This is a genomic window from Prauserella muralis (assembly GCF_003202285.1).
GTDB lineage: Bacteria > Actinomycetota > Actinomycetes > Mycobacteriales > Pseudonocardiaceae > Prauserella_B > Prauserella_B muralis.
Window position 1 is genome coordinate 895336 of sequence record NZ_MASW01000005.1, and the last position, 26751, is coordinate 922086.

Below are 26751 nucleotides of genomic sequence, written 5' to 3' on the forward strand. Positions count from 1 at the left end.
GAGAGCACCGGAAACCCCCGCAACGTCGAAGGAGTGCCATGAAGTCCGATACGGCCACCCGTATGAGCCGGGGCCCGAAAGTGGCCATCACCGCGCTGACGGCGTGTGCGGCGCTGACGGCGGCAGCCTGCGCCTCGACCACCGCAAGTGGCGGCGGCACCGCCGAGTATCCATCCGAGACGGTGACGATCGTCGTTCCGTACACCGCGGGTGGCGTCAGCGACCTCACGATGCGCGCACTGGCCGAGTTCCTGCAGAAGGAGACGGGTCAGACCGTGCTCGTCGAGAACAGGGAAGGCGCGTCGGGAGCCGTCGCCATGCGGTACGCGATGAACCAGCCCGCCGACGGATACACGTTGTTCAACATCGGTCAGGGCGCGAACGTCATCACGCCGATCGTCGAGGACGTCGAGTACGACCGGCACACGTTCACCCCCGTCGCGAACGTCGCGGCCTTCCCATCGGCGCTCGTGGTGGGCAAGGACTCGAGCGCACGCACGGCCGAGGACCTGTTCGAGGCGGCGCGGCAGTCACCGGGAACGGTCTCGGTAGCGACGGCGGGTGCCACGACGCCAGGGCAGATCGCCGTCGAACAGCTCGGCACGGGACCGAAAGCCGTGCCCTTCAAGCCCGTCCCGTTCCCCGGCAACGCCGAAGCGCTGACCGCCGTGCTGGGCGGCAACGTCGACGCCCTGCAGATCAACCTGACGAACGATCTGCTCGCCCGTGCCGACAAGGGAGAGATCAGGCTCCTCGGCGTGGGGACCCCCGACCGGCTCCCCTACCTGCCGGACGTGCCGACCTTCGCCGAACTCGGCTTCGAGGACGCCATCTACTCCACCTCGCCGTATCTGGTCGGCGTGCGCAAGGGCACCGACAAGGCGATCGTCGACAAGCTGGCCGAGCTGATCAACAAGGCGCCGCAGGACGAGCAGTTCCGCGAGACCGTCGGGGACCGGTTCGTGACGAAAGGGGACGAGACAGTGAACGAGCTCGTCAAGTACCTGGATGACACGGACGCGGCGTACCGTCCGATCCTCGAAGGCAAGTAGTTGATCGTCATGAAGGCGGCGCCCATGGCCGAGCCCGCGGGCACGGACCGACCGAAGTGGACGAGGAATCGGCTCGTCGGCGTGGTGTGCCTGCTGTCCGGTATGGCGGTGATCCTGCACTCGCTGGCCCTCGCGCTCGGTTCCTGGGCTGAACCGGGCCCGGGAATGTGGCCGCTGGTGATCGGTGTCGCTCTCGTCGTCGCGTCCGTCGCGACGCTGACGAGGCGGCTGGACGACACCGAGCAGGAGCGATTCTGCCCGAGGTCACTGCTTGTCGTCCCGGCGCTGCTGAGCCTCTACGTGTTCATCTGGGCGTTCAGCCTCCTCGGCCTCACCGTTCCCGGGTTCCTGCTGGCGTTGTTCTGGCTGAAGGTGCTGGGCCACCAGGGCTGGTGGATGTCGGTCACGCTTGCCGCACTCGCGACCGCGGTGTTCTACGTCCTGTTCGTTCCCGTGCTGGGCGTTCCGTTCCCCGCTGACCTCCTGCTCGGGGGGCGGTAGCGGCCATGGATGTACTCGGCAGCCTCCTGGACGGGTTCTCCGTCGCCTTCGCCCCGGCGAACCTGCTCTACGTCGTCATCGGCGTCTCGCTCGGCATGGTCATCGGCGTCCTGCCGGGGCTCGGTCCCGCGGCGACCATCGCGCTCCTGCTGCCCGTCACGTTCGGGCTCGACTCCGCCACCGCGATCATCCTGCTCGCGGGCATCTACTACGGCGCCTACTACGGAGGCACGATCACGTCGGTGCTGCTGCGGTTGCCCGGTGAGGCGGCGTCCGTGGTCACCGCCATCGACGGCTACGAGATGGCCCGGCAGGGCCGAGCGGGCGCCGCACTCGGGATCTCCGCGATCGGCTCGTTCCTCGGCGGGCTGGTCGCGGTGGCCGGCATGGTGCTGATCGCACCGCCGTTGGCCGACATCGCGGTCGGCTTCGGACCACCGGAGTACGTCGCGCTCGCGGCCGTCGGGCTCCTGCTGGTGACCTACCTCGGCACGCGCTCGTTCAGCATGAGCATCATCTCGGCGCTGCTCGGCCTTTTCCTTGCCCTCGTCGGGATGGACCCGATCACCGGGAGCCCCCGGTTCACCCTCGGCATCGAGGACCTGCGCGACGGTCTGAACTTCGTGCCGATCGCGATGGGGCTGTTCGGCATCGGCGAGGTGCTGTTCAACCTGGAAGGCCGGGCCGGCGCGGGCGTCGACCGCGCGAAGGTGGGCCGGATCCTGCCCACGCGTGCCGACCTGCGGACGTCGTCAGGGGCCATCACCCGCGGCTCGCTGCTGGGATTCCTGATCGGGGTCCTGCCCGGCGGTGGCGGCGTGGTGTCGTCCCTGGCGTCCTACGGTGTGGAGAAACGCGTCTCCAAACACCCGGACGCCTTCGGCCGCGGAGCGATCCAGGGGGTGGCCGGGCCGGAGACGGCCAACAACGCGTCGTCCACGTCGGCCTTCATCCCGCTGTTGACGCTCGGCCTGCCCTCGAACGGCGTGCTCGCGCTCATCTTCGGTGCCCTGTTGCTGCAGGGCGTGACACCCGGGCCCGACCTCATCACGTCGCATCCGGACATCTTCTGGGGCGTGATCGCCTCGATGGTGCTCGGTAACGTCGTCCTGCTCGTGCTGAACCTGCCGCTCGTCGGCGTGTTCGTGCAACTGTTGAAGGTGCCGGTGGGAGTGCTCGCGGCCCTGACCGTCCTGATCACGATGGTCGGCGTGTTCAGCGTCCGCAACAACGTCTTCGACATGTACGTCGTGCTCGCGTTCGGAGCGCTCGGCTACCTCATGCGCAAGGCCGGTCTCGAGCCGGGCCCGCTCGTGCTGGCCTTCGTACTCGGACCCATCATGGAGACCTCGTTCCGTCAGGCGATGCTGATCTCCAACGGAGATCCCGCCATCTTCGTGACCCGTCCCGTCTCGGGCACACTGCTGGGCCTCGCCGTCCTTGCCCTCCTGGTGCCGTTGGTCCGCAAGGCGCTGCGTGGCAGGCACAAGACAGCCGAGCAATCCGGCTCCCCCACCAAGGCGGGCAGACCGTGACCCCGCGACACACCGACCCCCGCCCTGACCACGAACCCGGAGGCGACATGGACCGTCATCAGCGAGCCGAGAGCCTGCGCCGCATACTGGCTCCCCACTCGATCGCCGTCGTCGGCGCCTCGGAGCGCAACTTCTACGGCCGCACCGTGCTGGAGAACCTCGCCAGGCATCGCTACGACGGCGTGGTGATCCCGGTGAACCCTCGGGCGGCGACCGTGCGGGGCCTGCGCTGCTATCCGTCGCTGAGCGAGGCCCCACCCGCCGACCTCGTGGTGGTCGCCGTGGCCAGGGACCATTTCGTCGACATCGTGGCCGAGGCCGCGAGCGTCGGTGCCGCGGGTCTGGTCGCTCTCACGAGCGGGCTCGCCGAAACCCAGGAACCACAGTGGATGGAGGCCGAAGCCAAGGCGCGCGCCATCGCCGACGAGGCGGGTATGGCGCTCATCGGACCCAACGGCCTCGGCGTGATCAGCCGGGCTCACGGCGCGTACGCGTTCGGCGCGCCCGTACCGTGGGAGATCGAGCACGGCAGGACCTCGATCGTCATGGAAAGCGGCGGCCTCGTGTGTGGAAGCCTCGCGGCACTGTCCGCCTACGGAGCCGGGCTCGCGCACGCCGCGTCCATCGGAAACGGGCATGCCATCGGAGTATCCGAGTGGATCGAGGCGCTCGCGGACTCGGCCGAGGTCGACCAGATCGGACTGATGCTCGAGGCGACACCGCGCTGGGCGGACTTCAGCGCCGCCGTCCGCGCGGCACGCGAGCGCGGAAAGACCATCTATGCGCTCAAGACCGGGAAGAGCGAGGCGGGGGCACGGGCCGCGGCCACCCACACCGGTGCACTCGCGGGCGACTACGCGACCGCATCCGGTCTCCTCGCGCAGCTCGGCATCCAGCAGGTGGCGTCCATGGGCGGTCTGGTGACCGCCCTCGCCCTGCACGAACGCTTCGGCAGCCCGGCGGGGAGCAACCTGGCCGTGTTCGCCGCATCCGGGGGTGCGGTGGGCATCATCGCCGACGCGGCCGCCGACCGGGAGATCGAACTGCGGCCCTATGCGCCCGCGACGCGCGAGGCCATCACCGGGCTCGCCGGGATCCTCGACCCGGCCAACCCGCTGGACCTCGGTGGCCAGGCGCTGTCGAAACCGGACGAGTTCGCGACGGCCGTCGAGCACGTACTCCGGGATCCCGGCGTGGGTGCCGCGGTCTATGTGCCCTCGCTGGGACTGCCGTCCGGATCGCTGCCCGATCACCAGCGGCTGCTCGAGCTGGTGGCCTCGGCCGCGACGAGGGCGGGTAAGCCGGTGGTCGTCACGCAGCTGACCTACACCGCGGTCACCTCCGAGGTCGTGGGGGGCTACCGGCACACCGGCAACGTCCTGGCCTGTCCGAGCCTGGAGCACAGCCTCGACGGCCTCGGCCCGTGGTTGCGCACGCATCCCGGCGCGCGCGAGCCGGAGGAGCATCGGCCAAGCGCCGGCGCCGCCGGGCGGAACGGGCCGGCGGCGTCCGTCGTGGCTCCCGACGAGCACCGGGTCAAGACCACCCTCGCCACGCACGGCATCCCGGTTCCGCGCGCGGTGACCTACGCTCCGGGCGAGACGCCCCCGACGCTGCCGTTCGAGGCCGTGGTCCTGAAGGGCATGAGCCCCGGGGTGACCCACAAGAGCCAGGCGGGTCTCGTCGCCCTCGGCGTGCGCAGCGTCGAGCGACTACGGGAGGCGGAGGCCGCGATGTCGGAGGCGGCCGCCGGCCGCGGAATCCCGTTGCCGGCACTGCTTCTGGAGGAGCTGGCACCGCCGGGCAGAGACGTCTTCCTCAGCATCAGCGAGCAGCCGACGGGAACGATCGTCACGCTCGGCGACGGCGGCACGGATGTCGAGGAGCGCGGGAACGTCGGTTTCCTGGGCTGGCCCGCGACACCCGCCGAGGTCGGCCGCTTCGTCGGGCAGCGCGTGCGCGGGGTCGATCCCGCCCGGCGGAACGAGCTCATCCGGCTGCTGGACCAGCTTGCCGCTGCCTACGCGGCCGAGGGCTACACCATGCTCGAGTGCAATCCCGTGCGGATCCACGACCGGGGAGTCTGTGTGCTCGATGCGGTCGCGATCCCCGGCCGCTAGGGATTCCGATGCCCTGGCTCGCCGCGCGTGGTGTCGAGGAGATCGGTGAGTTCGATCGGCTCGTCGCCGAACCTGGCCAGCGACGCGGTGGTCAGGAGTCCGCGCAGCACCTGGTCGGCGTACTCGCTGCCGACCTGTTCGGGGGTCAGCGGCCCGTCGGGGCGGTACCAGGTCGCGACGCCGCGGCCCATCGCCAGGATGCCGTAGACCGTGACCCGGACGTTGACGGGGCGCATCCGGCCGTCGGCGATCGCGTCCTCCACCGCGGCGATGTAGAGGTTCTCGATCTCCTCGCGCAACGGGATGATCTTGTCCCGTTGCTGCGTGTTCAGCTCCCGGATCTCGTTGAAGGCGACCAGCGTCTGGTTCTGCCTGCGGCAGGTGACGGCGACGTGCTCACGCACCAGCGCGTACAGGCGGGCGAGCGGGTCGGGCCCGACGTCCTCGATGGCGGAGGTGAGTCGCTGCAACAGGTCCCGGGTCCCGTAGTCCATCAGGTCGAACAACAAGGCGTTCTTGCCGTCGATATGGGTGTAGAGGCTGGCGACCTCGACGCCCACCGCCTGCGCGATGTCACGCAGGCCCGTCTTCGCATAGCTTCGCGTCGCGAACAGCCGGAGAGCGTGTTCGTAGATCAGTTGCTTGGTGGCACGCTTCGTGGACTTCGCGGCCACGATCTTGCTGGCGAGCTCATCCGGCACGTCGTCTCCCCTTTCCCCGGCCGTCGCGTTCAGGAACTCTCCGGATGAACACTAGACGGCCCGGAGAGGGTCCTGTTAGCGTCGTTGTACGAACCGCTGTTCGGATAACACTATCATCTGTTCGGTTGCTTCGAGCGGAACCGAAGGGGGCTTCTTTCGTGGGAACCACGCCGACCGGCACGCCGGCGGAAGCGAGCGGCGGCGAAGGGATGGGGCTCCCCGCGTTCGCCGAGCTCCCGTTCTTCGAGGGCTGGACAGAGCGGCACAGCTGGGGCGTGTACGGCCCGAAGGACGACTTCGGCGCCCTCAACAACGTGACCCCCGAACGCATCGCGCAGGCCGCCACCGAGGTACGCAGCGGCGAGCGCGTCAGCCTGCAACTGCCGCCCGCCCTACCCGATCCTCCCCTGTACGGCCGGAGTCCGCTGATCCACAAGGTGGTGCGGACCGGACGCAACAGCTGGGACGATCGGCTCGACTGCTTCTACCCGCAGCGTGCGACCCAGTGGGACGGCTTCCGGCACGTGCGGTTCCGCGAGTTCGGGTTCTACGGCGGCGTGACCGAGGACCCCCCGGAGATGGGCGACCGGCTCGGCATCCACCACTGGGCACACCAGGGCGTCATGGGCAGGGGCGTTCTGCTCGACGTCGCGGCCTATCTCGAGCACACCGGCGGCGGTGTGGACCCTTTCGCCGAGCGGGCGATCACCGCCTCCGAGCTGCGCGCCGTGGCCGCACACCAGACGGTGACGGTGCGGCCCGGCGACATCCTCTGTATCCGCACGGGCTGGGCCACCCGCTACAAGTCGGCGTCCTACGCGCAGCGCGCCGTGCTGGCCGAGGCGGGCGGCAGGCCGGCGTTCATCGGGCTCTCCGCGGCCGAGTCGACGGCCGCGCTGCTCTGGGACTGGCATGTGGGCGCGGTGGCGGCCGACAATCCCGCCGTCGAGTCGGCGCCCGGCGATCCCCGGGTGGGCAGCCTGCACCGGCGTGTTCTGGTCCAGCTCGGGATCCCGCTCGGGGAGCTGTTCGACTTCGACGAGCTCGCGCGGCGTTGCGCGTACGAGGACCGGTGGACCTTCTTCTTCGTGTCGACCCCGCTGGCGATCGCGGGAGGGGTGGGCTCGCCTGCCAACCCCGTGGCCATCCGATGATCGGGAAGGACGCCCATGAAACGCGCTCTGGTCCTCGCGACGAACGTCTTCCAGCCGCTGCTCGCCGTCGCCGAGGCGGCCGAGGCCGCGGGTTTCTACCGGCTGTGGACCACCGAGTCCACCCCGCGCGACGCGATCGTCCGCGCGGTGACACTCGGCCTGCACACACGCGAGATCAGGGTGGCGACGGGCATCGCCTACGCGTTCACGCGGGCGCCGGTGGCGATGGCCGCGGCCGCGGCCGACGCCCACATCGCCACCGGCGGCCGGTTCGCGCTTGGCCTCGGCGCGGGCACCAAGGGGATGCGCACCCGCCGCTACGGCATCGACGGCTTCGATCACCCCGGTTCCCGGCTCGGTGACTACGCGGACCTGTTGCGCGCCGTGTGGGCGGCCGAGGACGGCCTCGCCTACGAGGGGCCCTTCTACCAGGCGAGAATTCCCGGCAGGTTGCGCAGCGTGGAGCTCGATGGCCTGCCGCCCATCGAGGTCATCGGGTCGGGCGTGAACGCGGTGATGCTGCGGCTGTCGGCGCGGCACTGCGACGGGGTCGCCCTGCACCCCCTGGTCTCCTTCCTCGACTACCTGGACGACGTGGCGATTCCCGCGATCGCCTCGGCGGAACGCCCGGACGGCACGAGGCCGTGGGTCGCCGCGTGGCGAGTGACCTCCGTGGCCGACGACGAGGCCGAGGCCCGCAGGAGGGCCCGCACGAACCTGGCGTTCTACTTCACGACCCCCAGCTATCGGCGGGTGACGAACGGGACGAGGTGGGAGCCGGTCACCACGCTCGTGCGGGAGCGCTTCCGGGCCGATCCGGCGATGTCGTTCGACGAGCTGGCTGGGCTGGTGCCGGACGAGATGGTCGACGACTTCTGCCTCGCGGGCACGCCGGACTCCCTGCCCGCCAGGGTGGCCAAGCTCGAAGGTGAGCTCGCCGACCGCGGGGTGAGCGAGCTCGTCTTCCAGGTGGCGGGTGTGGGACTCGGCGCCGACCAGTACGTGCGCGCCTGTCACACCATTGTGGACAACGTGGGGCGGTCCGCGACGTGACCGGGCGGGTGACCGGCACGGGTGAGGTGTTCCGCGCCGCCGTCCGGGAATGGCTGTCCGCCGCGGTGGCCGGGCTCGGAGACGACGCCCTCCACGACGTCACCGTGCGCAGGACATGGGACGGCAGGCTCTACGACGCGGGTCTCGCGGGACTGACCTGGCCGGAAGAGTTCGGGGGGCGTGGCCTGAGCGTCCTGGAGGAGTACATCTTCCACGAGGAGGTGGCGCGCGCGGGCGCTCCGGAAGGCTACGGCAGGATCGGCCGCCTCCTGACCGGGCCGTTGCTGATCAAGCACGGCTCGCCGGAACAGCGGCAACGCTACCTGCGGCCGACCCTGACCGGCGACGAGGTGTGGTGCCAGGGCTTCTCCGAATCCGGCGCCGGTTCGGATCTCGCGAACGTCGGCACCCGCGCGGAACGAGCAGGTGAGCAGTACCGCATCGCAGGACAGAAGATCTGGACGTCGTTCGCCGATCACGCCGACCGCTGCCTGTTGCTGGCCAGGACGTCGGCGCGGGCGGCCCGGCATCGCAACCTGGGGATGTTCCTGCTCGACATGCACCAGCCGGGGATCGACGTCCGGCCCATCACCCGGATCACCGGCGACACCACGTTCAGCGAGGTGCGCTTCGACGGCGCGATGGTGCACGAACGTGACCGCGTCGGAGGCGAGACCGACGGCTGGCGCATGGCGATGGCCGTGCTCTCCGACGAACGCGGGCCGATCGAGGCGATCACGCGGTACACTGGCATGTCCCGCGCGGCGGCCGTGCTGCGCCGGTGCTGCGCCTCCGGCGGTTCCGATCCGGAGCTCGACGAGGTGTGCGCCCGGGTGGAGACCGTTCGGTGGCATTCGCTGCGCAGCCTCGAGAACGCACTGGCCGGTGTCGCCGACCGGGCGGCCGACTCCGTTTCGAAGCTGATGTGGAGCCACACCTGGCAGGCGCTCGCCGCCTACGGCCTCGGACTCGGCTGCCCTGCGCACGAGCGGATGTGGCAGCGCCAGTATCTGGAGAGCCGGGCCGCGAGCATCTTCTCCGGCTCGACACAGATCCAGCGCAACATCGTCGCCGAACGCGTGCTGGGGCTGCCGCGATGACCGGCGTGGTGCAGGTGGCGCCGAGCGCCGTGGCCGTCGAGGGTGCGCACGCGCTCGACGAGGTCCTGACCCGGCTCGTCGGCGGGCGGCCGATCGCCGACTACGCGCTCGGCGGGGTCGACGCGGCCTGGGACGTGCTCCGGTCCGGCGGCTGGGATCGCGTCGGCGCCCGCGAGGAGGACGGGGGATTCGGCCTGCCGCTACGGGACCTGGTCGAACTCGCCCAGGTGCTCGGCAGCCACCTCGTGCCGGTGCCCGTGACGACCTCGATCGTCCTGCGTGGACCTGGACGGTACGGCGCCGGCCACGACCGGCCGCTGGCCGTGGCCCTCACCCGCCGTTCGGCCCCAGCGCGGGCGCGGGTCGTGTACGGCGGCTGTCCGGATGTCGCCGTACCGAATCTTCCCGGGACCGTGGAGCCCCGGCGCTGTGACGGCTTCGCGCCGACGTTACGGATGGCGGCCGCCGACGTGCCCGCCGGATCGCTCGGTACGGAGGTCCGCCGGTGGCTGTCGGTGCTGTGGGCCGCGGAAGCGGTCGGCTCCGCGGGAAGGTTGCTGCGAGACGCCGTGGCCCACGCCAAGGTCCGGGAGCAGTTCGGGCAGCCGATCGGGCGGTTCCAGGCCGTCAAGCACCTGCTGGCCGACAGCCACCTGGCCCACCAGGAGGGCTTGACCGCGACCGTGTGGGCGGCGAACGAGCCCGGTCCTGCGCCGCAGGCGCTGCGGCTGGTGTTCCGGCGCTGCCTGTTCGTCTCGGAGAGCGCGACGCAGGTGTTCGGCGGGATCGGCATGACCTGGGAGCTCGGCCTGCACTTCCACACCCGCCACATCGTGCTGCTGCGCGATCTCACCGCGGACCTGCTCGCTCACGAGAGGACACCGGGAACGTGACATTGATCGAGGTCGCCAGGAGCGACAACGGCGTGACCGAGCTGGTGCTGAACCGTCCGGAGAAGCTGAACGCGTTCAACGCGGACATGCTCGACGAGTTCTCCCGCGCGGTGGAGCGGATCGCCGACGACGACACCACGCGCTGCGTGATCCTGCGCGGGCGCGGCCGGTCGTTCTCGGTGGGCTACGACGTCCAGCGCCCCGCGGACTCGTCGGCGTCCTATGCGGATGCCCACGACACCTTCCAGGACTGGCGGAGGCTGCGCCGCAACCTGGAACGCTGGCTGGCGATCTGGGACCTGGACAAGCCCGTCATCGCCTCGGTGCACGGGCACTGCGTGGGCGGCGCGTCCATGTTGTGCGTGTGCGCCGACATCACCCTCGTCGCCGACGACGCGACGATCGCGTGGCCGAGTGTGCCGCTCGGCGGTGGGCTGCTGAGCCCCGTGAGCCTGTGGCTGATCGGCATGAAGCGCGCCCGCGAGCTGTCCTATGTGGTCGGCAGTACACTGAGCGGCACCGAGGCCGCCGAACTGGGCTGGGCCAACAGGGCCGTGGCCGCCGCCGACCTCGCCGCAGAGACCGCGGCGCTCGCCGGCCGGATCGCGCGTACGCCTGCCTCGCTGCTGCGGCTCAAGAAGCTCGCGCTCAACAGGGTAATGGAGAACCAGGGCTTTCGTACCGCGTTCCTGTACGGAGCGGAGTGGGACGCGATCGCGCACACCGTCCCGGAACACGAGGTGATGCGCGACAAGATCCGCGAGGTGGGGCTCAAGGACGCGATCCGCTGGTTCGCGGAGGGTGGCGAGCTGTCCGAGTAGCGAAAACCCGTCACGGTGCCTGTTCGTGACCCCGCAGCGCGGCCAGCTCGGCACGGGAGCGCACCCCGAGCTTGGCGTAGATGCGGGTCAGGTGGTACTGCACGGTCTTCATGGTGACGAACAGCTCCGCGGCCACCTCCCGGTTGGACAGACCGCGCGCGACGAGCTGGGCGACGGCCTCCTCCTGCGGCGTCAGCTCGCCGACCGCACGACCGGAGCGGGTGGCGTGCACACCGCCCGCTTTGAGCTCCCGGTCGCAGCGCGCCACGTACGTGCTCGCGCCGAGACTCGCGAAGGTCTCGCGGGCGCCGGAGATGACGATGTCGGCGTCCCTGCGCTTGCCGGCCCTGCGCAGCGCCTGCCCGTAGGCGAAGCTCACCCGGGCCCTGTCGTAACGCAGTGGCAGCTTTTCGAGCAGCCCGAGCGCCGCCTCGAAGGCGGTGGCCGAGGCGGCAGGCTCGCCCTGCATCGCGAGCAGCCGCCCGCGCGCCGCGCCCAGGCGGGCCCGCGCCGAGGCAGGACCCCTGGCCGCGGCAAGCCGTTCATGCCGGTCCAGAAAGGACTCCGCCTCAGCGTCGCGCCCCTGGAGCACCAGCGCGTGGGCGTACAGGTCGGCCCACGGCCACTGGCCGGGCTCGTCGATGCTGCTGCCTGCCGACGGGCCGGTCAGCGGACGCAATGCCCGCAGCACCCCGGCGGAGTCGGCGCGCGCCTCGGCGAGCTGGGCGCGCGCCAGGCAGGAGGGCACACGCATGATGTCGTAGTCCTGCGGCCCGGCGTCGGCGCGGCGCACGGCCTCCTCGGCGCGGTCCCAGTCGCCGCGCAGTGCGTGAACGGAGACCGCGGTCCACGCCAGCAGCGGCCCGGCCAGCACGATCCCGGAGCGGTCCAGCAGCGGCTCCGCCTCGGCCACCGTGCGCAGGGCCTCGTCCCACTCCCCCGCGGCGAACTGTGCCCGCGCCAGCCAGCCGCGGGCCCACAGCGAGATGCGGGTCGAGCCGCCGAGAAACGTCGTGGGCACCGCGCTTTCCAGGTCCGCCCGCGCGTCGTCGAGGGCGTCGACCATGAGGTTCAGCCAGCCGCGGCCCATCAGGATCCGTTGCGCCTGTGCACCGTGCTGGACCCGCTCGGCCAGCTCGGCGTAGCAGGCCAGCGCCTCGTCCCCTCGGCCGAGGCCGGCGATGCCGAGCCCCCGGATCGCGGCCGCCTCCACCGCGGCCGGGGTGTCCCGGGGAACCAGGGAGACCGCGCGGTCGGCCCAGTCGACCAGGTCACCGGCGCGGCACCGGCACAGCGAGTGCAGGACATAGCGCTGGCAGATCATGGCAGCCACGTCCGGTTCGCGTTCGCTGTTGACCAGGTCCCAGGCCCGGCCGAGCCGCGCCTGGGCCTCGGTGGCGCGACCACGCACGATCGCCAGGTATCCCAGCACCGCGTTGCGCAGGGGCGTTTCCCGCAGACTCTCCACCTCGGGGATCAGTGCCGCGGCGGCGAACGCGTCACCGGCACCGATCAGCGCATCCACGGCACGGGTCAGGCGGCGCTCCCGGAGCAGCCGGTCGTCGGTGAGGCGGCTGGCGTCGGACAGCAGGGACGCCGCGACGCCCCAGGCGCCCTCGGCGGCGCGCTGGGTGGCGAGTTCGTCGAGCCGGTCGGCGACCGCCGCGTCCGGCACCGGCGACGCCCCGACGAGCAGTTGCATCCTGCGGACCGGGTCGTCGATCAGGTCCGCGGCCCGCCGGTACGCGTCGGCCGAGGCGGCCGGGCCCATGGTCGCGAGCACCGCGGCACGCACCATCGGATCCGGCGGCCCCGCCTGGGTCAGTCCGTGCGGTGCCAGTTCGACGAGCCCGGCGCCGCACACCTCGTCGAGCAGAGGCAGCACGTCGCCGTCGACTCCGGCCATCGACGCGGCGTCGCGGACCGCCGTGCCCGGACCGAGAACGGCGATGGCCTCGGCGAGCCGCCGCGCGTCCGGTGAGCACGCCGCCAGGCTCTCCCGCACCCGCGCCGCGACCGCCGCGGGTGCGGGCAGCCCGGGGTCGAACCGGGTCCACACCGACCTCGGCACCTCGGCGAGCAGATGCACGACATGGCGCGGGAGGCCGCCCGTGTGCCGACAGAGCCGTTCCGCCATCGACGGGTGCAGCGGCACGCCGCGCGCCGCGGCCAGCTCGCCCACCTCCGGGGCGGTGAGCGGTTCCAGCGCCACCGTCGTCGTCGCGGCGCGGTGCAGCAGGTCGAGGGCCCCCGCGGGCACGTGGGGGTCCCCGCTCACGCAGGTGGCGACGACGAGCAGCCGCGCCTCGTGGTCGTGCCGGACGGTGGACACCAACGCCTGCAGCGACTCCGTGTCCGCCCAGTGCGCGTCGTCCACAATGGCCAGCGTCGTACCGGGGCCGAGCCCTGCCACCAGGTCCCCACCTGGCGCCAGCTGCCCGGTGACCCCGAACGCGCGTCCCGTCTCCCACGACGCACCGGCTGCCCGCAGCACGGGACCTTCGTGCCGGGAGGCCAGCTCATCGACCAGCGCGGTCCTTCCCACCCCCGACGGGCCGCTGACCAGCGCGAAGCCGGGCCCGTCCCGCGCGACCCGCGCCGCCGCGCCGTCCAGGACGGCGAGTGCGGCGGCGCGGGCGATCAACGGCGGGCGACGGTGGACCACATGGTCACTCTAGGCGGGATGCGCTGCGGCACCAGCGACCGGAAGCTCGGCGTCGGCGTGGCGCGAGCGGGGCACGAGGCCGGTGACCAGCGCGGCGGCGAGCGCGATCCCCGCGAAGACGTGGAAGGCGGTGGTGCCGCCGAGCCCGGCGCCGACGAGCAGGCCGCCGATCACCGGGCCCACGATCCCGCCGAGCCTGCCGAAGCCCGCGCACCACGCCACCCCGGCTGCCCGGGCCCGCGTCGGGTAGTAGTGGGACACGAGCCCGTAGATCAGCACCTGGGTGCCGATCGTGCCGACCCCCGCCACGGCGACCGCGAGCAGCAGCGCGCCGAACGGCAGGCCGAGCGGCAGCAACGCGAGTGTGCTCGCGGCGAGCACGAACGTCGTGGCCACGACCCGTTTCGCGCCGATGCGGTCCGCCCACAGCGAGGCGAGCAGGCCACCGACGATCGCACCGAGGTTGAGGATGAGCAGGAACGCGAGCGAGTAGCCCTCGCCGTAGCCGCCGTCCTGCATGATCTTGGGCAACCACGTGTTGAGCCCGTAGGTCAGCAGCAGACCGGCGAAGCTCATCAGGCCGAGCAGGACGGTCGGCAACGCCAGCGCACGGGAGGCCAGCGCGGGGAAGCCGACCCGGCCGGTCACGGGCGGTTCGGCGGCCAACGGCACGCCGGTGCGTTCCGCCAAGGCCCTGGCCTGCTCCAGCCGGCCCCGGGAGGCGAGCCACCTGGGCGACTCGGGCAGCTTCATGACGGCCAGCGGCAGGACGAGCACGATCGGCAGGGCACCGATCCAGAACAGGCCGCGCCAGCCGATCGCGTCGGCCAGCACGATCGCCAGCACAGCCGCGAGCACTCCCCCGGCCGGTACTCCACTGTAGACCATGGCGTTGAGCCGGTTGCGCTGTCCGGGCGGGGCGAACTCCGCCACGAGCGCCCCCACGGTGGCCACGAGCGCGCCGACACCGATGCCGGTGACGAACCGGCCGACGCCGAACGCGGTGACGTTCTGGGTCAGCGCGGTGGCTCCCATGCCGATCGAGAACCAGGCCAGATTGATCAGCATGATCCTGCGGCGGCCGATCCAGTCGCCGAGGCTGCCCGCCGCCAGTGCGCCGACGAGAACGCCGACCAGGGCGTAGCTGCCCAGGGAGCCGGCCTCGGCGGGGCTGAGCGCGCCGAGCTGTGCGGGGTCGGCGAGCAACGTGGGCAGGACGGTTCCGTAGACCACGAGGTCGTAGCCGTCGAAGACGAGGGCGATCGTGGACAGGGCGACCACCCAGGACACGGTGCGCCGGCGCTTCGTTGCGTCGGTGTCGGGCATGAGGACTCCCGGAATGGGTTGGGGGTAGGGAGAACACGCGGCCACGCGGTGACCGCACGGGTTGCGGCGTCAGCCGGGATCGCCGCCGGCCACCGGCAGCACGGTGCCGGTGATGTAGGAGGCCTCGTCCGAGGCCAGGAACGCGATCGCGGCGGCCTGTTCGTCGAGCGTGCCGTAGCGCTTCAGCAGCGACGAGTTCACGGTCTGGTCGATGTGCGCCTGGAACCAGGTCTTCTCCTGCTCGCTCTCGAGCGCGGAGCCACCGCGGCTGATCCTGCGCGGTGGGGCCTCGGTGCCCCCCGGGGCGCTTGCGACCACCCGGATGCCGGCGTCCGCGTACTCGAACGCCAGTGAGGCGGTGATGGCGTTGATGCCGCCCTTGGCGGCCGAGTACGGGATACGGTGGATCCCGCGCGTCGCCGCGGAGGACACGTTGACGATGACGCCGCGGCCCCGTGCGGCCATCGACGGCAGCGCGGCCCGGCACGAGTACAGCGTCGTCAGCAGTGAGCGGCGGATCTCGGCGTCGATCTCGGTCGGGGCGAACTCGGTGAACGGCTTGAACCAGATCGCCCCGCCGACATTGTTGACCAGCACGTCGATCCGGCCGTACCGGGCGAGGGCGGCCTCGGCCATCGCCTGCGCGCCCTCCCAGGTCTCCAGGTCCGCGACCACGGGCAGCGTCTCGCCGGTCAGCTCGGAGGCCACCCCGGCGACCAGGCCGGCCCGGTCGGCGAGCACGACGGTCCCGCCCTCGGCGCTGATCCGGCGGGCCACCCGCTCGCCGATGCCCTGGGCGGCGCCGGTGACCACCACGACCTTGCCGTCGAACCGTCCTGGGCTGACGAACGTCGGCCGCCGCGCGGCCAACGGTGCGATGTCGTCGCGGGCGGGCAGCAGCTCCTGCCCGGCGATGGCGCGCTTGGTGGTGCCGTCCTCGGCCGGGGGCGCGGCGCGGCGCAGCGGTGCCAGCGGGACGGGCGGGAAGATCGCCTGCCCGGCCAGAACCCTGCCCGCTCCCCCGGGCGCGACCACGGCCTCCGTGGCCGTGGGCTCCGGCGGGTGGGTGACCGGGGCGGGACCGGACGCGACCGGTGCGCCTGCCGGCTCCGGATCGGTCGCCGCCTCCCCGGCGACCGGTCCGGCGGCGGTGCCGGACACCGCGAACTTCTCGTAGTAGAGCCCGGCCGGCTCGACCCCCGCGCCCGCGAGGTGCTCGCGCACCGCCTCCACCATCGGGGGTGGCCCGCACACGTACACCGCGACGTCGCCGTCGTGCAGGTGCTCGTCGCCGACCAGGCTCGTCACGTAGCCCGTGTTCGGGGCCGTGCTGGCCGGGTCGGCGACGCAGTAGTCCCAGGTCAGCCCGTCGACCGTGGCGGCGAGCTCGGCGAGGGTGCCCAGCTCGACGAGGTCGTCGTCGGTGGTGACGCCGTAGACGAGGTGTACCGGGCGCGTCGGTCGTGAGTCCCGCATCGCCCGCACGATCGACAGGATCGGGGCCAGCCCGGTGCCGCCGGCCAGCAGCAGCGCGGGCCGGTCGGCCTCGCGCAGGAAGAAGCTGCCGCGCGGCCCGGTGAAGGTGAGCGCGTCGCCGGGCCGGGCGCGCTCGGTGAGGTAGTCCGACATCACCCCGCCGGGGGTCAGCTTGACCAGGAACGTCAGCTCCTTGTCGTCCGGCGCGTTGCTGAACGAGTACGACCGCGACTGGCCGGTGCCGGGGACCTCGATGTTGACGTACTGCCCCGGCAGGAACGCGAGCGTGTCACGGTCCGGCGTCTCCAGCGTGAGGGCGACGGTCGTCGGCGACAATCGCTCCAGCGCCGTGATGGTGGCCGGGTAGGTGGCAGCCGAGGTCTTGGCGGCCGCCGAGGTGCCGGCGATCCGCAGCACGAGGTCGGACTTCGGTGTCATGCTGCACGGCAGGACGTATCCGCGCCCGGCCTCGGCGGCGGTGAGCGCGTCGTCGAGGTAGGTTCCGCCGTCGTAGGTGCCCGACTCGCAGAACGCCTTGCACGTCCCGCACGCGCCGTCACGGCAGTCCAGCGGGATGTTGACGCGCTGCCGGTAGGAGGCGTCGGCGACCGTCTGGTCCGCCTCGCAGTCGATGAAGCGGGTGACACCGTCCTCGAAGGACAGTGCGACCTGGTAGGCCATGACGCCTCCTCAGATGTGGTAGACGTCGACGACGTGGTGGATGTAGTCGTTCTTCAGCACGACCGTCTTCCGCCGGATCAGCGGGCTGCTGCCGGAGAAGTCGATCGTGTAGAAGGACGTCCCGTAGTACGGGTCCACGGTCTTGTAACGGAAGTACATGGTGTGCCAGTTGAACCGCACGTCGACGAGGTCGCCGCGGCGCTCGATCACCTCCACGTTGGTGATGTTGTGGCTCGTGCGCGGCTCCGGGATCGACGTGGCGCTGGACCGCTCCGTGCGGATCCGGAACACGCGGTCCTCCAGCCCGCCCTTGTTCGGGTAGTAGATGAGCGAGACGTCGGTCTGCGGGTCCTCGGTCAGCAGGTCGTCGTCGCCCCAGGAGGGCATCCAGAACACGACGTCGTCGGCGTAGCAGTCGAGCCACTTCTCGAACTCGCGGTCGTCGAGGTGACGCGCCTCGCGGTAGAGGAACTGCTCGATGGCGGTCTGGGTGATGGCCTTCGATTCGGTGGGCACGGTCATCGCGGAACTCCTCAGGCGGTGGCGGACTCGGACTGCGGCGGGGTGGCGCGCTCCGCGGCGAGCGCCGCGCGCAGGGTGTCGCGCCAGTAGCCGTGCTGGATCGGATACAGACCCTCGTCCTCGTTGCGTTGCCCTGCGGAGAGCACGTCCTTCATGCCCAGCGCCTCGGCGACCTCGTCCGGACCATCGAGCCAGTGCTCGGCACCCCGGCTCATGTCGTTCCACGGCGCGGCTCCGGCGCGGAACGTCAGCTGGCAGGAGCGGAACTCCTCCAGGTCGTCCGGGGTGGCCATGCCCGAGGCGTTGAAGAAGTCCTCGTACTGCCTGATCCGCCAGGCGCGCGCCTCGGGGCTCTCCCCCTTCGGCGCGATGCAGTAGATCGTCACCTCGGTCCGGTCGGGGGCGATAGGCCGGAAGTGCCGGATCTGCGTGGAGAACTGGTCCATGAGGTAGACGTTGGGGTAAAGGCACAGGTTGCGGGACCCCTTGACCATGAAATCGCCCTTTGCCTCGCCGAACTCCTCCTTGAGCTCGGCCATCCGACTCCAGAGTGGACGGTCCTGCGGGTTCCCCGCCCACGTCCACAGGCAGAGGTGACCGTGCGGGAAGGACCAGTAGCCGCCGCCGGACTTGCCCCAGCTGCCCGCGTCGAGCGTCTTGGTGTCGTTCTTCGACTCGCCGGTGCCGCGGCGTGCGGTGGTGGCGGCGTAGTTCCAGTGCGTCGCGGTGACGTGGTAGCCGTCGGCGCCGTTCTCGGCCTGCACCTTCCAGTTGCCGTCGAAGGTGTAGGTGGACGCGCCGCGCAGCACCTCCAGCCCCTCCGGCGACTGGTCGACGAGCATGTCGATGATCTTGGTGGTGTCACCGAGGTGTTCGGCCAGCGGCAGCACGTCGGCGTTGAGGCTGCCGAACAGGAAGCCGCGGTAGCCCTCGAACCGCGCGACCCTCGTCAGATCGTGCGAGCCGCCGGTGTCGAAGGAGGCCGGGTAGCCGGCCCCGTCGGGGTCCTTGACCTTGAGCAGCGTGCCGTCGTTGCGGAAGGTCCAGCCGTGGAACGGGCAGGTCAGCGTCATCCGGTTGTCGCGCTTGCGGCGGCAGAGCATCGCGCCCCGGTGGGCACACGCGTTGACCAGGCAGTGCAGCGTCCCGCCTGCGTCGCGGGTGATGACCACCGGCTGCCTGCCGATGTAGGTCGTGAAGTAGTCGCCCGGGTCGGGGATCTGGCTCTCGTGCGCCAGGTAGATCCAGTTGCCCTCGAAGATGTGTTTCATCTCGAGTTCGAAGATCTCCTCGTCGGTGAAGATCCTGCGGTTGGCGCGGTAGATCCCGGCGTCGCGGTCCTCGACGACGGCGTCGGCGAGAACGGCCGACAGGTGGTCCAGGGTCTCGGTCACGGAAACCTCCAACGGCCTCATCAGCACTGATCGGCTCTGCGTGTTCCCCCGACCATGACAAGCCGTGGCTGCGGTCACACCGGGCTATTACCTAGTCCTGACCCAGGGTGCTATTAATCGACCGCATCGATCAATCAAGACAAAATCGCTCCTTGTTCTGACTCAATATCCGTACCTACGGTGAATCAATCGACGAGGAGCAGGGAGGAGGCCGGCCATGGAGCTGCGGCATCTGCGGTACTTCACGGCGGTGGCCGACACCTGCCACTTCGGGAAGGCGGCCGAGCGCCTGCACCTGGCGCAACCTGCCCTCTCGCACGCGATCCGGCAGCTGGAGGCTGAGCTGGGAGCCGCGCTGTTCACCCGCACCACCCGGCAGGTCCGGCTCACCCCGGCCGGAGAGTTCCTGCTCATCGAGGCTCAGCGCGTGCTGGACACGGTGGAGGGCAGCGTCCGCGGCGTGCGGCGCATCGCCGACGGCAGGCTCGGGCTCGTCAGGGTGGGCTTCACCGGCACGTCGTCGTTCTCGCACCTGCCGCGCATCGCCCGTGCGGTGAAGCGGGAGCTGCCGGGCGTCGCGGTGGAGGTCCACGCGGACCTGCTCACGGCCGCCCAGTGCGACGGCCTGCGCAGCGGTGCCCTCGATCTGGGCGTGCTGCGGCCGCCCGCGCGGGGCGAGGACGTCGACCTGCACACCCTGGAGGGCGAGCCGCTGATCCTCGCGGTACCCGCGGATCACCGCCTGGCGGTGGAGCCGGTGGTGTCCATGGCGGACCTGCGCACCGAGGGGTTCATCGGCTACGCCAGCAAGGACTCCGTGGTCAACGACGCGGTCCTGCGCAGCTGCGAGGCCGCCGGGTTCAGCCCCCGCCGCGAGCACGAAGCGGAGGGGACGGCGGTCGTGCTGGCACTGGTCGCCGGAGGTCTGGGCATCGCGGTCCTGCCCGCGTCGGCGCGCGCGCTGCCGCTGGCCGGGGTCGTGTTCCGCGACCTCGCCGACGCAGGCTCCGTCGAGCTCGCCCTGGCCTGGCGCCGTGGCAACGACTCCCCGCTCGTCCGGTCGGTTCTCGGCGTCGCCGAGGCCGCCCTCACCCCGCACGCACACCAACCCGAGGCCGGTGCATGAAGATCACGCGCGTGGAGGCGATCCCCTTCGCCATCCCGTACCGCAAGCCGCTGAAGTTCGCCTCCGGCGAGGTCCACGTGGCCGAGCACGTGCTGGTCCGGGTGCACACCGACGACGGGATCACCGGTGTGGCGGAGGCTCCGCCCCGGCCGTTCACCTACGGCGAGACCCAGGCCGGGATCGTCGCGGTGATCGACGATCTCTTCGCGCCGCAGGTGGTCGGCCTGAGCCTGCTGGAACGCGAGACGATGACGGCCCGGCTGGCCCGCACCGTCGGCAACCCGGCGGCCAAGGCCGCGCTCGACATAGCGGTCTGGGACGCGCTGGGCCGATCGCTCGACGTGCAGGTCACCGAGCTGCTCGGCGGCTACACCGACCGGATGCGCGTGTGCCACATGCTCGGCTTCGACGAACCCGCGGCGATGGTCGCCGAGGCCCAGCGCATGCGGGACCAGCACGGCATCACGACGTTCAAGGTCAAGGTCGGGCGCCGCCCCGTCGGCCTGGACACCGCCGTGGTGCGGGCCCTGCGCGAAGGACTCGGCGACGACGTCGAGCTGTACGTCGACGGCAACCGGGGCTGGACCGCCGCGGAGTCCGCGACGGCGATGAGGGACATGGCCGGTCTCGGTCTGCTGTTCGCCGAGGAACTGTGTCCCGCCGACGACGTGCTGGGCCGCCGCTGGCTGGTGTCGCAGCTCGACGTGCCCTTCATCGCCGACGAGTCGGCCGTCACCCCGGCCGACGTCACCCGCGAGGTCCTGGGCGGTTCGGCCACGGCGGTCAGCATCAAGTGCGCCCGCACCGGCTTCACCGGCTCCCAGCGGGTGCACCATCTGGCCGAGGGGCTCGGCCTGGAGGTCGTGATGGGCAACCAGGTCGACGGCCAGCTGGGGTCCCTGTGCACCGTCGCGTTCGGCGCGTCCTACCGGCTCACGTCCCACCGGGCCGGCGAGCTGTCGAACTTCCTCGACATGACCGACGACCTGCTCACCGAGCCGCTGGAGATCCACGACGGTGAGCTGACCATCCGCCCCGGCGCCGGGCTCGGGATCGAGATCGACCCGGACAAGCTCGCCCGCTACCGCCAGGACACCTGAACTGTCCCCGGACAGCACGGAATCAAGGAGGATCCCCATGACCGCCACCCACCACGCGCCCGCGGCCGCCGAGTCCGGTGCGAGCGCCACCGAGCGCTTCAAGTCGGACAAGCTCGCCACCGTCGCCGACACCCCGAAGGAGCGGGTCGACCTGCTGGCCCGCGAGGTGCTGTCGGCCGTGCACGAGACCATCCGCAGGCACAAGGTCACCTACGACGAGTACAACGCGCTCAAGGCGTGGCTGATCCGCCTCGGTGAGGACGGCGAGTGGCCGCTGTTCCTGGACGTGTGGGTCGAGCACGTCATCGAGGAGGTCGCCACCGAGCACCGGCAGGGCAACAAGGGCACCATCGAGGGCCCGTACTACGTGCCCGGCGCGCCGGAGCGGGGCTCGCGTGGCTCGGTCCCGATGCGGGACAACGAGCCGGGCACCCCGCTGGTGTGGACGGGAAGGGTCACCTCGACCGACGGCACCCCGCTCGCGGGCGCGACGATCGAGCTGTGGCACGCCGACGCCGACGGCCTGTACTCGCAGTTCGCGCCCGGCATCCCGGAGTGGAACCTGCGCGGCACGTTCTCGACCGGCTCCGACGGCTCGTTCGAGATCCGCACCGTGCGCCCGGCGCCGTACCAGATCCCCACCGACGGCGCGTGCGGTGCGCTGATCGCGGCCGCGGGATGGCACGCGTGGCGCCCGGCGCACCTGCACGTCAAGGTCTCCGCGCCGGGCCACGAGCTGCTGACCGCGCAGCTGTACTTTCCCGGCGACGAGCACAACGACGACGACATCGCCTCGGCGGTGAAGCCGGAGCTGATGCTCGATCCGGCGCCGGCCGAGGACGGCGAAACCGTGTCGTACGGATTCGTGCTCGACCCGGCCGCCTGATCGCCCTTTCGAGGACTCCGAGGAGGACCCACCCATGTTGTTCCACGTCCGGATGGATGTGCACCTCCCGCCCGACCTGGACCCGGAGGTCCGTGCCGACGTCGTCGCGCGGGAGAAGGCCTACAGCCAGCAGCTGCAGCGCGAAGGGAAGTGGCCGCACCTGTGGCGCGTCGTGGGTGAGTACTCCAACATCTCGGTCTTCGACGTCGAGTCCAACGACGAGCTGCACGAGCTGCTGTCGGGCCTTCCGCTGTTTCCCTACCTGACGATCAGGGTGACGCCGCTGGCCACGCATCCCTCGAAGGTGCCCGATCCGCCCCGGTGATCCGGGGCAGGGCGCCGACACCGGGGCCGCCGATCGGCCCCGGTGCCCGGCGGGGCGGCCTACGGCTCGATCGTGACCTTGATCGCCTGACCACTGGCGACCAGCCGGATCGCCTCGTGCAGATCGTCGAGCCGCAGCCGATGGGTGATCAGGTCGTGCACGGGCACCTGCCCGCTTCCGATCAGCTGGAGCGCCTTCTTGTTGTGCGCGGGGCTCGACCCGTTCGCGCCGACGATGGTCAGCTCGCGGTAGTGGACCAGGTTGGAGTCCAGCGTGATCGTCGGCCTGTCCTTGGGCAGGCCGCCGAAGAAGCTGATCCGGCCGCTGCGCGCGACCATCTGCAGCGCCTCCTCCTGCGCCTGGCCCGAGGCGGCGGCCGTGATGACCACGTCGGCGCCGCGGCCGTCGGTCAGTTTGCGCACCTCGTCGACCGCGTCCACGTCCGACCCGCAGACGGCCGCGTCCGGCTGCACGACGGCGGCGGCCATGTCCAGCCGGTCCCGGTTCAGCTCCACGAGGAACACCCGGCGCGCGCCGCGGGCGCGGGCGAGCCGGACGTGCAGGCAGCCGATCGGGCCCGCGCCGACCACGACGACGTCGTCGCCCTCGCCCACACCGGCGAGTTCCTGGCCGTTGTACACGCAGGCAAGCGGCTCAGCGACGGAGGCCTCGGCGAAGGTCACCCCGTCCGGGATCCTGTTCAGCCCGTCGACGGCCAGCACCTGCCGTGGCACCACCAGAAACTCCGCGAAGCCGCCGTCGTAGTGGTAGCCCACCGAGGTCTGGTTCGGGCAGATGGTCATCCGGCCGCCCGTGCAGTCCGGGCAGGTGCCGCAGGGCACCGCGGCGATGACCTGGACCCGGTCGCCGATCGACCAGCCGCTCACCTCGTCACCGACATGCACGATCTCGCCCGCGATCTCGTGGCCGATCACGCGCGGCGGCACCAGGTGATGGTGGCCGTGGTTGAAGATCTTCACGTCGGTGCCGCACGTCGAGCACTGCCGGACCCGGATCTTCACCTCGTCCCGCGCGGGCCGGGGCTCGTCGGCGTCCTCCAGCCGCAGGTCACCGGGAGCGTAGAAGCGCGCGACCCTCATGTGTTGATGCCCTTCTGTACGGAGGCCAGCAGCTCGTGGACGGCCTCGACTGTGGTGGCGGTGCGGAGCCGCTCGGCCTGCCGGGAGTCGGAGAGGACCTGCGCCAGCGCCGAGAGCACCGTCATGTGCTCGTCGCCCTTGGCGGCGATGGCCACGCAGATCCGCACGGGGTTGCCGTTCCAGTCGACTCCCCGCGGGAACTGCAGCACCCCGAGAGTCGTGCGCCGGACCAGCGCCCGGCTGGCGTCGGTCCCGTGCGGGATCGCCACCCCCTCGCCGAGGTAGGTCGACACCGACTGCTCGCGTTCGATCATGGTCTCCGGATAGCCGGGGTCGACCGCGCCGAGCTCGGTGAGCAGCGCGCCACACTGCCGGATCGCGTCCCATTTGTCGGCCGCGGTCAGCCCGAGCCGGATGCCCTGCCTCGGCAGCACCTCGCCGCTGTCGGTGAGTTCAGCCACGGAGCTCACCTCCTTCCTTGATGGCGTCCTCCACCGTGTCGAAGACGGGGTCGGAGAGGAACGAGGTGAACGGGACCACGACCGCGTTCGGCGCCGTGGCTCGCGCACGCGGCGCCAGGTCGGCGTGGGTGAGGACGAGCTGGGCGTCGGCGGGGATCGCGTTGACGGAGACGTGCTCGACGCTCACCCCGTACGGCTTGAGCCGGTTGCGCATCTGGCCTGCCAGCATGACGCTGCTGCCCATCCCCGCGTCACAGGCGATCAGCACCGTCGTGACGTCCTTGCCGGAGATGACCGGCCGCGACGGCGGCGGCTCCTCCATCGTGGTGGTGCCCGCCCGGGATCCGGCTCCGGGCGCGGCTGCCGCGGCGGTGGCCCTCGCCGGTGCGGGCGCCGCGTCGGCCGTCAGCACCGGCGCGCCGAGCGGGTCGTCCGCGCCCCGCCCGAAGCGCAGGAGCATGGAGGCGAGCAGGAACGAGACGCCGGTCGCCACCACAATGGACAGCAGGACGCTGACGTAGCCACCCCGGGGCGTGACCGCGAGGTAGGCGAAGATGCTGCCCGGAGAGGGCACCGCGACCAGGCCGGAGTTGGTGATCATCGCGGTCGCGACACCCGCCGCACCGCCACCGATCGCCGCCAGGATCAGCCGCGGCTTCATCAGCACGTAGGGGAAGTAGATCTCGTGGATGCCGCCGAGGAAGTGGATGATCATCGCGCCGGGCACGGTCGCCCGCGTCACCCTCGGGCCGAAGAACAGGAACGCGATCAGGATTCCCAGGCCGGGGCCGGGGTTCGTCTCGATCATGAACAGCAGGCTCTGCCCGCTCTCGGCGGCCTCCGAGAGTCCGATCGGGCTGAGCACCCCGTGGTTGATGGCGTTGTTGAGGAACAGCACCTTCGCCGGCTCGACGATGAGCGACACCAGCGGGAGCAGGCTGTTGCTGACGAGGAAGTCCACGCCGTTTCCGGCGGCGGTGGTCAGCGCCTCCACGACCGGGCCGATCGCGACGAGGCCGATCAGGGCCATGGCACCGCCGATGATGCCGGCGCTGAAGTTGTTGACCAGCATCTCGAAGCCGGTCCTGATCTTGCCGTCGACCAGGCGGTCGAAGCCCTTCAGCAGCAGGGCCGTGATCGGTGCGATGATCATGGCACCGAGGAACATCGGCACTTCGGAGCCGACGACGACGCCCACCGTCGCCACCGCGCCGACGACCGCTCCGCGCTGGCCGTGCACGAGCCTGCCGCCGGTGTAGCCGATCAGCAGCGGCAGCAGCATGGTGATCATCGGGCCGACCAGTTCGGCCAGTGTCTCGTTGGGCAGCCAGCCGGTCGGGATGAACAGGGCCGTGATCAGGCCCCACGCGATGAACGCGCCGATGTTCGGCATGATCATCGCCGCGAGGTTGCCGCCGAAACGCTGCACCCTGGCGCGGAGACTGTTGCCCTGTAAGTGCTTGAGGTCTGCAAGATTCGTCATTGGATTTGCTCCATCCCGTGCACTCTGTCCTGGCCGCTGAGCGACCGCGAGAAGTCCGGAGTCCCCTGGATCCGGACCAGGGACCGATCGACGTCGGCCGGTCCCGGCATGCGGCTGCCCGGCAACCGGACCGCCGCGGCCCCCCACGACAACGCCTCGGTCAGGGCGTCACCGCCGGTGACGCCCGCCGCCAGGTAGCCGGCGAGCATCGCGTCACCGGCCCCGACCGAGCTGCGGCCGCCCTTCACGGGCGATTCCCCGTACCGTGCCCCCTGTTCGTCGACCAGCACGGCACCGTCGGCGCCGAGGCTGGCCAGCACCGTCCTGGCACCCGCGGCGACCATCGCCTTGGCGGCACGGGCCGCGTCGGCGAGCGTCTCGATCGTCGAGCCGCTCGCCTCGGCCAGCTCGTCGCGGTTGGGCTTCACCAGTGCGGGACCCGCCGCCAGGGCCGCTCGCAACGCCGCGCCTGAGGTGTCCACGGCGAAGCGCACCCCGAGCCCGGTGAGCCTGCGTCCCAGCTCGGCGTAGACCGTGTCCGGCACCCCGGGCGGCAGGCTTCCGCTGGCCACGACCCAGTCGGCGCGCTCGGCCGCGCTCAGCACGGCCGAGATCACGTCGCGGAGGTCGGCCTCGGTGAGCGGCCCGCCCGGCTCGTTGATCTTGGTCACCGTGCCGTCCGGCTCCACGAGGCTCACGTTGGACCTGGTCTGTCCCGTGACCGGCACGGCACGCACGTCGATGCCCTCTGCCGACAGCAGCGCGACCAGTTCGTCGCCGACCGCGCCGCTGCGCGGCACCACGGCACACGAGCGGATGCCGTGCGCGGCGAGCGCCCGTGCCACGTTGACGCCTTTCCCGCCGGGATCGAGCCGCGTCCCGGTGGCGCGCACGAGTGCTCCCCTGACAAGCCTGGCGACCTCGATGGTGCGATCGAGGCTCGGATTCAGCGTCACCGTGACGATCATGCTGGCCTGCCAGGCGGGACCGTCCCGGCCGCCGTGCGGGCGCCGGGAGAGAGGTCGGCCGGGCGACGGGACACAACGAAGCAGGCGCCGGCCACCGAGGGCGGCGGCACCGATGAGGCGGTTCTCCACATCCGGCTTGGTTCCATGTTGTTTTACCGCCGTTTCGCCTGTGGATAGCTTTGTTTACATGCGCTCTGTTGCGAAGTCAAGGGTGTTTCGCCGGTCTTGTCCGGACCGAGGCCGCGATGTCCCAGGTGAACCCACGCAAGAACGAGCCGACTGCTTGTCAAACACGATTAATCCCACGT

At 71.1% G+C, this 26751-nt stretch carries 23 protein-coding genes; 13 read left to right on the forward strand and 10 right to left on the reverse strand.

What is annotated here, in order from left to right:
• Positions 1-38: 38 nt before the first annotated feature.
• Genes BAY60_RS25035 through BAY60_RS25050 form a run of 4 tightly spaced genes read left to right on the forward strand, consistent with a single transcriptional unit; the run spans position 39 to position 5208 of the window.
• Positions 39-1052, forward strand: a complete 1014-nt coding sequence (locus BAY60_RS25035) for a tripartite tricarboxylate transporter substrate binding protein (RefSeq protein WP_112283453.1) — start codon at positions 39-41, stop codon at positions 1050-1052.
• 24 nt (positions 1053-1076) lie between these two features.
• Complete coding sequence (locus BAY60_RS25040) at positions 1077-1553, forward strand: tripartite tricarboxylate transporter TctB family protein (protein WP_170160534.1); 477 nt, start codon at positions 1077-1079, stop codon at positions 1551-1553.
• 5 nt (positions 1554-1558) lie between these two features.
• Positions 1559-3088 carry a tripartite tricarboxylate transporter permease gene (locus BAY60_RS25045; protein ID WP_112283455.1) on the forward strand — a complete coding sequence of 510 codons (1530 nt, stop codon included), beginning with the start codon at positions 1559-1561 and terminating at the stop codon, positions 3086-3088.
• Between the two features lie 47 nt (positions 3089-3135).
• Positions 3136-5208, forward strand: coding sequence for a CoA-binding protein (locus BAY60_RS25050; RefSeq protein ID WP_112283456.1), 2073 nt, complete (start codon positions 3136-3138; stop codon positions 5206-5208).
• On the opposite strand, the gene BAY60_RS25055 is transcribed toward BAY60_RS25050, so the two are convergent.
• Positions 5205-5909: a TetR-type transcription factor C-terminal domain-containing protein gene (locus BAY60_RS25055; RefSeq protein WP_112283457.1), complete on the reverse strand. Its 705-nt coding sequence runs from the start codon at positions 5907-5909 to the stop codon at positions 5205-5207. The two genes, BAY60_RS25050 and BAY60_RS25055, sit on opposite strands and share 4 nt — an antisense overlap.
• A gap of 158 nt (positions 5910-6067) precedes the next feature.
• On the opposite strand from BAY60_RS25055, the gene BAY60_RS25060 reads away from it, so the two are divergent.
• From BAY60_RS25060 to BAY60_RS25080, 5 genes are read left to right on the forward strand one after another with little or no spacing between them, the layout of a single operon-like run.
• Positions 6068-7063: a cyclase family protein gene (locus BAY60_RS25060; protein ID WP_170160535.1), complete on the forward strand. Its 996-nt coding sequence runs from the start codon at positions 6068-6070 to the stop codon at positions 7061-7063.
• Positions 7064-7078: 15 nt separating this feature from the next.
• Positions 7079-8116 (forward strand): LLM class flavin-dependent oxidoreductase, encoded by a 1038-nt coding sequence (locus tag BAY60_RS25065; protein ID WP_112283459.1) that lies wholly within the window; start codon positions 7079-7081, stop codon positions 8114-8116.
• A complete protein-coding gene (locus BAY60_RS25070; protein WP_112283460.1) occupies positions 8113-9216 on the forward strand; it encodes an acyl-CoA dehydrogenase family protein in 1104 nt (367 codons plus the stop codon). The genes BAY60_RS25065 and BAY60_RS25070 overlap by 4 nt, the downstream gene beginning before the upstream one ends.
• Complete coding sequence (locus tag BAY60_RS25075) at positions 9213-10109, forward strand: acyl-CoA dehydrogenase family protein (protein ID WP_112283461.1); 897 nt, start codon at positions 9213-9215, stop codon at positions 10107-10109. Before BAY60_RS25070 ends, BAY60_RS25075 begins: the two co-directional genes overlap by 4 nt.
• Positions 10106-10930, forward strand: coding sequence for an enoyl-CoA hydratase-related protein (locus tag BAY60_RS25080; RefSeq protein WP_170160536.1), 825 nt, complete (start codon positions 10106-10108; stop codon positions 10928-10930). Before BAY60_RS25075 ends, BAY60_RS25080 begins: the two co-directional genes overlap by 4 nt.
• 10 nt (positions 10931-10940) lie before the next feature.
• Here BAY60_RS25080 and BAY60_RS25085 read toward each other — a convergent pair whose 3' ends face one another.
• The 5 genes from BAY60_RS25085 to benA all read right to left on the reverse strand — a co-directional run bounded on the left by BAY60_RS25085 (position 10941) and on the right by benA (position 18994).
• Positions 10941-13595, reverse strand: coding sequence for a helix-turn-helix transcriptional regulator (locus BAY60_RS25085; RefSeq protein ID WP_112283463.1), 2655 nt, complete (start codon positions 13593-13595; stop codon positions 10941-10943).
• Positions 13596-13604: 9 nt separating this feature from the next.
• Positions 13605-14921: an MFS transporter gene (locus tag BAY60_RS25090; RefSeq protein ID WP_112283464.1), complete on the reverse strand. Its 1317-nt coding sequence runs from the start codon at positions 14919-14921 to the stop codon at positions 13605-13607.
• A gap of 69 nt (positions 14922-14990) precedes the next feature.
• Positions 14991-17078 carry a benzoate 1,2-dioxygenase electron transfer component BenC gene (gene benC / locus BAY60_RS38400; protein WP_112283465.1) on the reverse strand — a complete coding sequence of 696 codons (2088 nt, stop codon included), beginning with the start codon at positions 17076-17078 and terminating at the stop codon, positions 14991-14993.
• A gap of 9 nt (positions 17079-17087) precedes the next feature.
• Positions 17088-17600 (reverse strand): benzoate 1,2-dioxygenase small subunit, encoded by a 513-nt coding sequence (gene benB / locus BAY60_RS25100; protein ID WP_112283466.1) that lies wholly within the window; start codon positions 17598-17600, stop codon positions 17088-17090.
• A gap of 11 nt (positions 17601-17611) precedes the next feature.
• Entirely contained in the window at positions 17612-18994 is a 1383-nt protein-coding gene (benA, locus tag BAY60_RS25105) for a benzoate 1,2-dioxygenase large subunit (RefSeq protein ID WP_112283467.1), read from the reverse strand.
• A 217-nt stretch (positions 18995-19211) separates the two neighbouring features.
• On the opposite strand from benA, the gene BAY60_RS25110 reads away from it, so the two are divergent.
• The 4 genes from BAY60_RS25110 to catC are packed head-to-tail and all read left to right on the forward strand — an operon-like array spanning position 19212 to position 22431.
• On the forward strand, positions 19212-20120 hold the full coding sequence (locus BAY60_RS25110) for a LysR family transcriptional regulator (protein WP_112283468.1): 909 nt from the start codon (positions 19212-19214) through the stop codon (positions 20118-20120).
• Positions 20117-21220: a mandelate racemase/muconate lactonizing enzyme family protein gene (locus BAY60_RS25115; RefSeq protein ID WP_112283469.1), complete on the forward strand. Its 1104-nt coding sequence runs from the start codon at positions 20117-20119 to the stop codon at positions 21218-21220. The genes BAY60_RS25110 and BAY60_RS25115 overlap by 4 nt, the downstream gene beginning before the upstream one ends.
• Before the next feature lie 37 nt (positions 21221-21257).
• Positions 21258-22106 (forward strand): catechol 1,2-dioxygenase, encoded by an 849-nt coding sequence (catA, locus tag BAY60_RS25120; RefSeq protein ID WP_112283470.1) that lies wholly within the window; start codon positions 21258-21260, stop codon positions 22104-22106.
• A 34-nt stretch (positions 22107-22140) separates the two neighbouring features.
• Complete coding sequence (gene catC, locus BAY60_RS25125; RefSeq protein WP_112283471.1) at positions 22141-22431, forward strand: muconolactone Delta-isomerase; 291 nt, start codon at positions 22141-22143, stop codon at positions 22429-22431.
• Between the two features lie 59 nt (positions 22432-22490).
• Here the strand turns inward: catC and BAY60_RS25130 are convergent, their stop codons facing one another.
• The 4 genes from BAY60_RS25130 to pfkB are packed head-to-tail and all read right to left on the reverse strand — an operon-like array spanning position 22491 to position 26443.
• The gene (locus BAY60_RS25130; protein WP_112283472.1) at positions 22491-23531 is read right to left on the reverse strand and encodes a zinc-dependent dehydrogenase; all 1041 of its coding nucleotides are present in this window, start codon (positions 23529-23531) and stop codon (positions 22491-22493) included.
• Positions 23528-23992, reverse strand: a complete 465-nt coding sequence (locus tag BAY60_RS25135; RefSeq protein ID WP_112283473.1) for a PTS mannitol transporter subunit IIA — start codon at positions 23990-23992, stop codon at positions 23528-23530. The genes BAY60_RS25130 and BAY60_RS25135 overlap by 4 nt, the downstream gene beginning before the upstream one ends.
• Positions 23985-25475, reverse strand: coding sequence for a PTS mannitol transporter subunit IICBA (locus tag BAY60_RS25140; RefSeq protein WP_112283474.1), 1491 nt, complete (start codon positions 25473-25475; stop codon positions 23985-23987). The genes BAY60_RS25135 and BAY60_RS25140 overlap by 8 nt, the downstream gene beginning before the upstream one ends.
• Complete coding sequence (pfkB, locus tag BAY60_RS25145) at positions 25472-26443, reverse strand: 1-phosphofructokinase (protein ID WP_112283609.1); 972 nt, start codon at positions 26441-26443, stop codon at positions 25472-25474. Before pfkB ends, BAY60_RS25140 begins: the two co-directional genes overlap by 4 nt.
• Between the last annotated feature and the right edge of the window lie 308 nt (positions 26444-26751).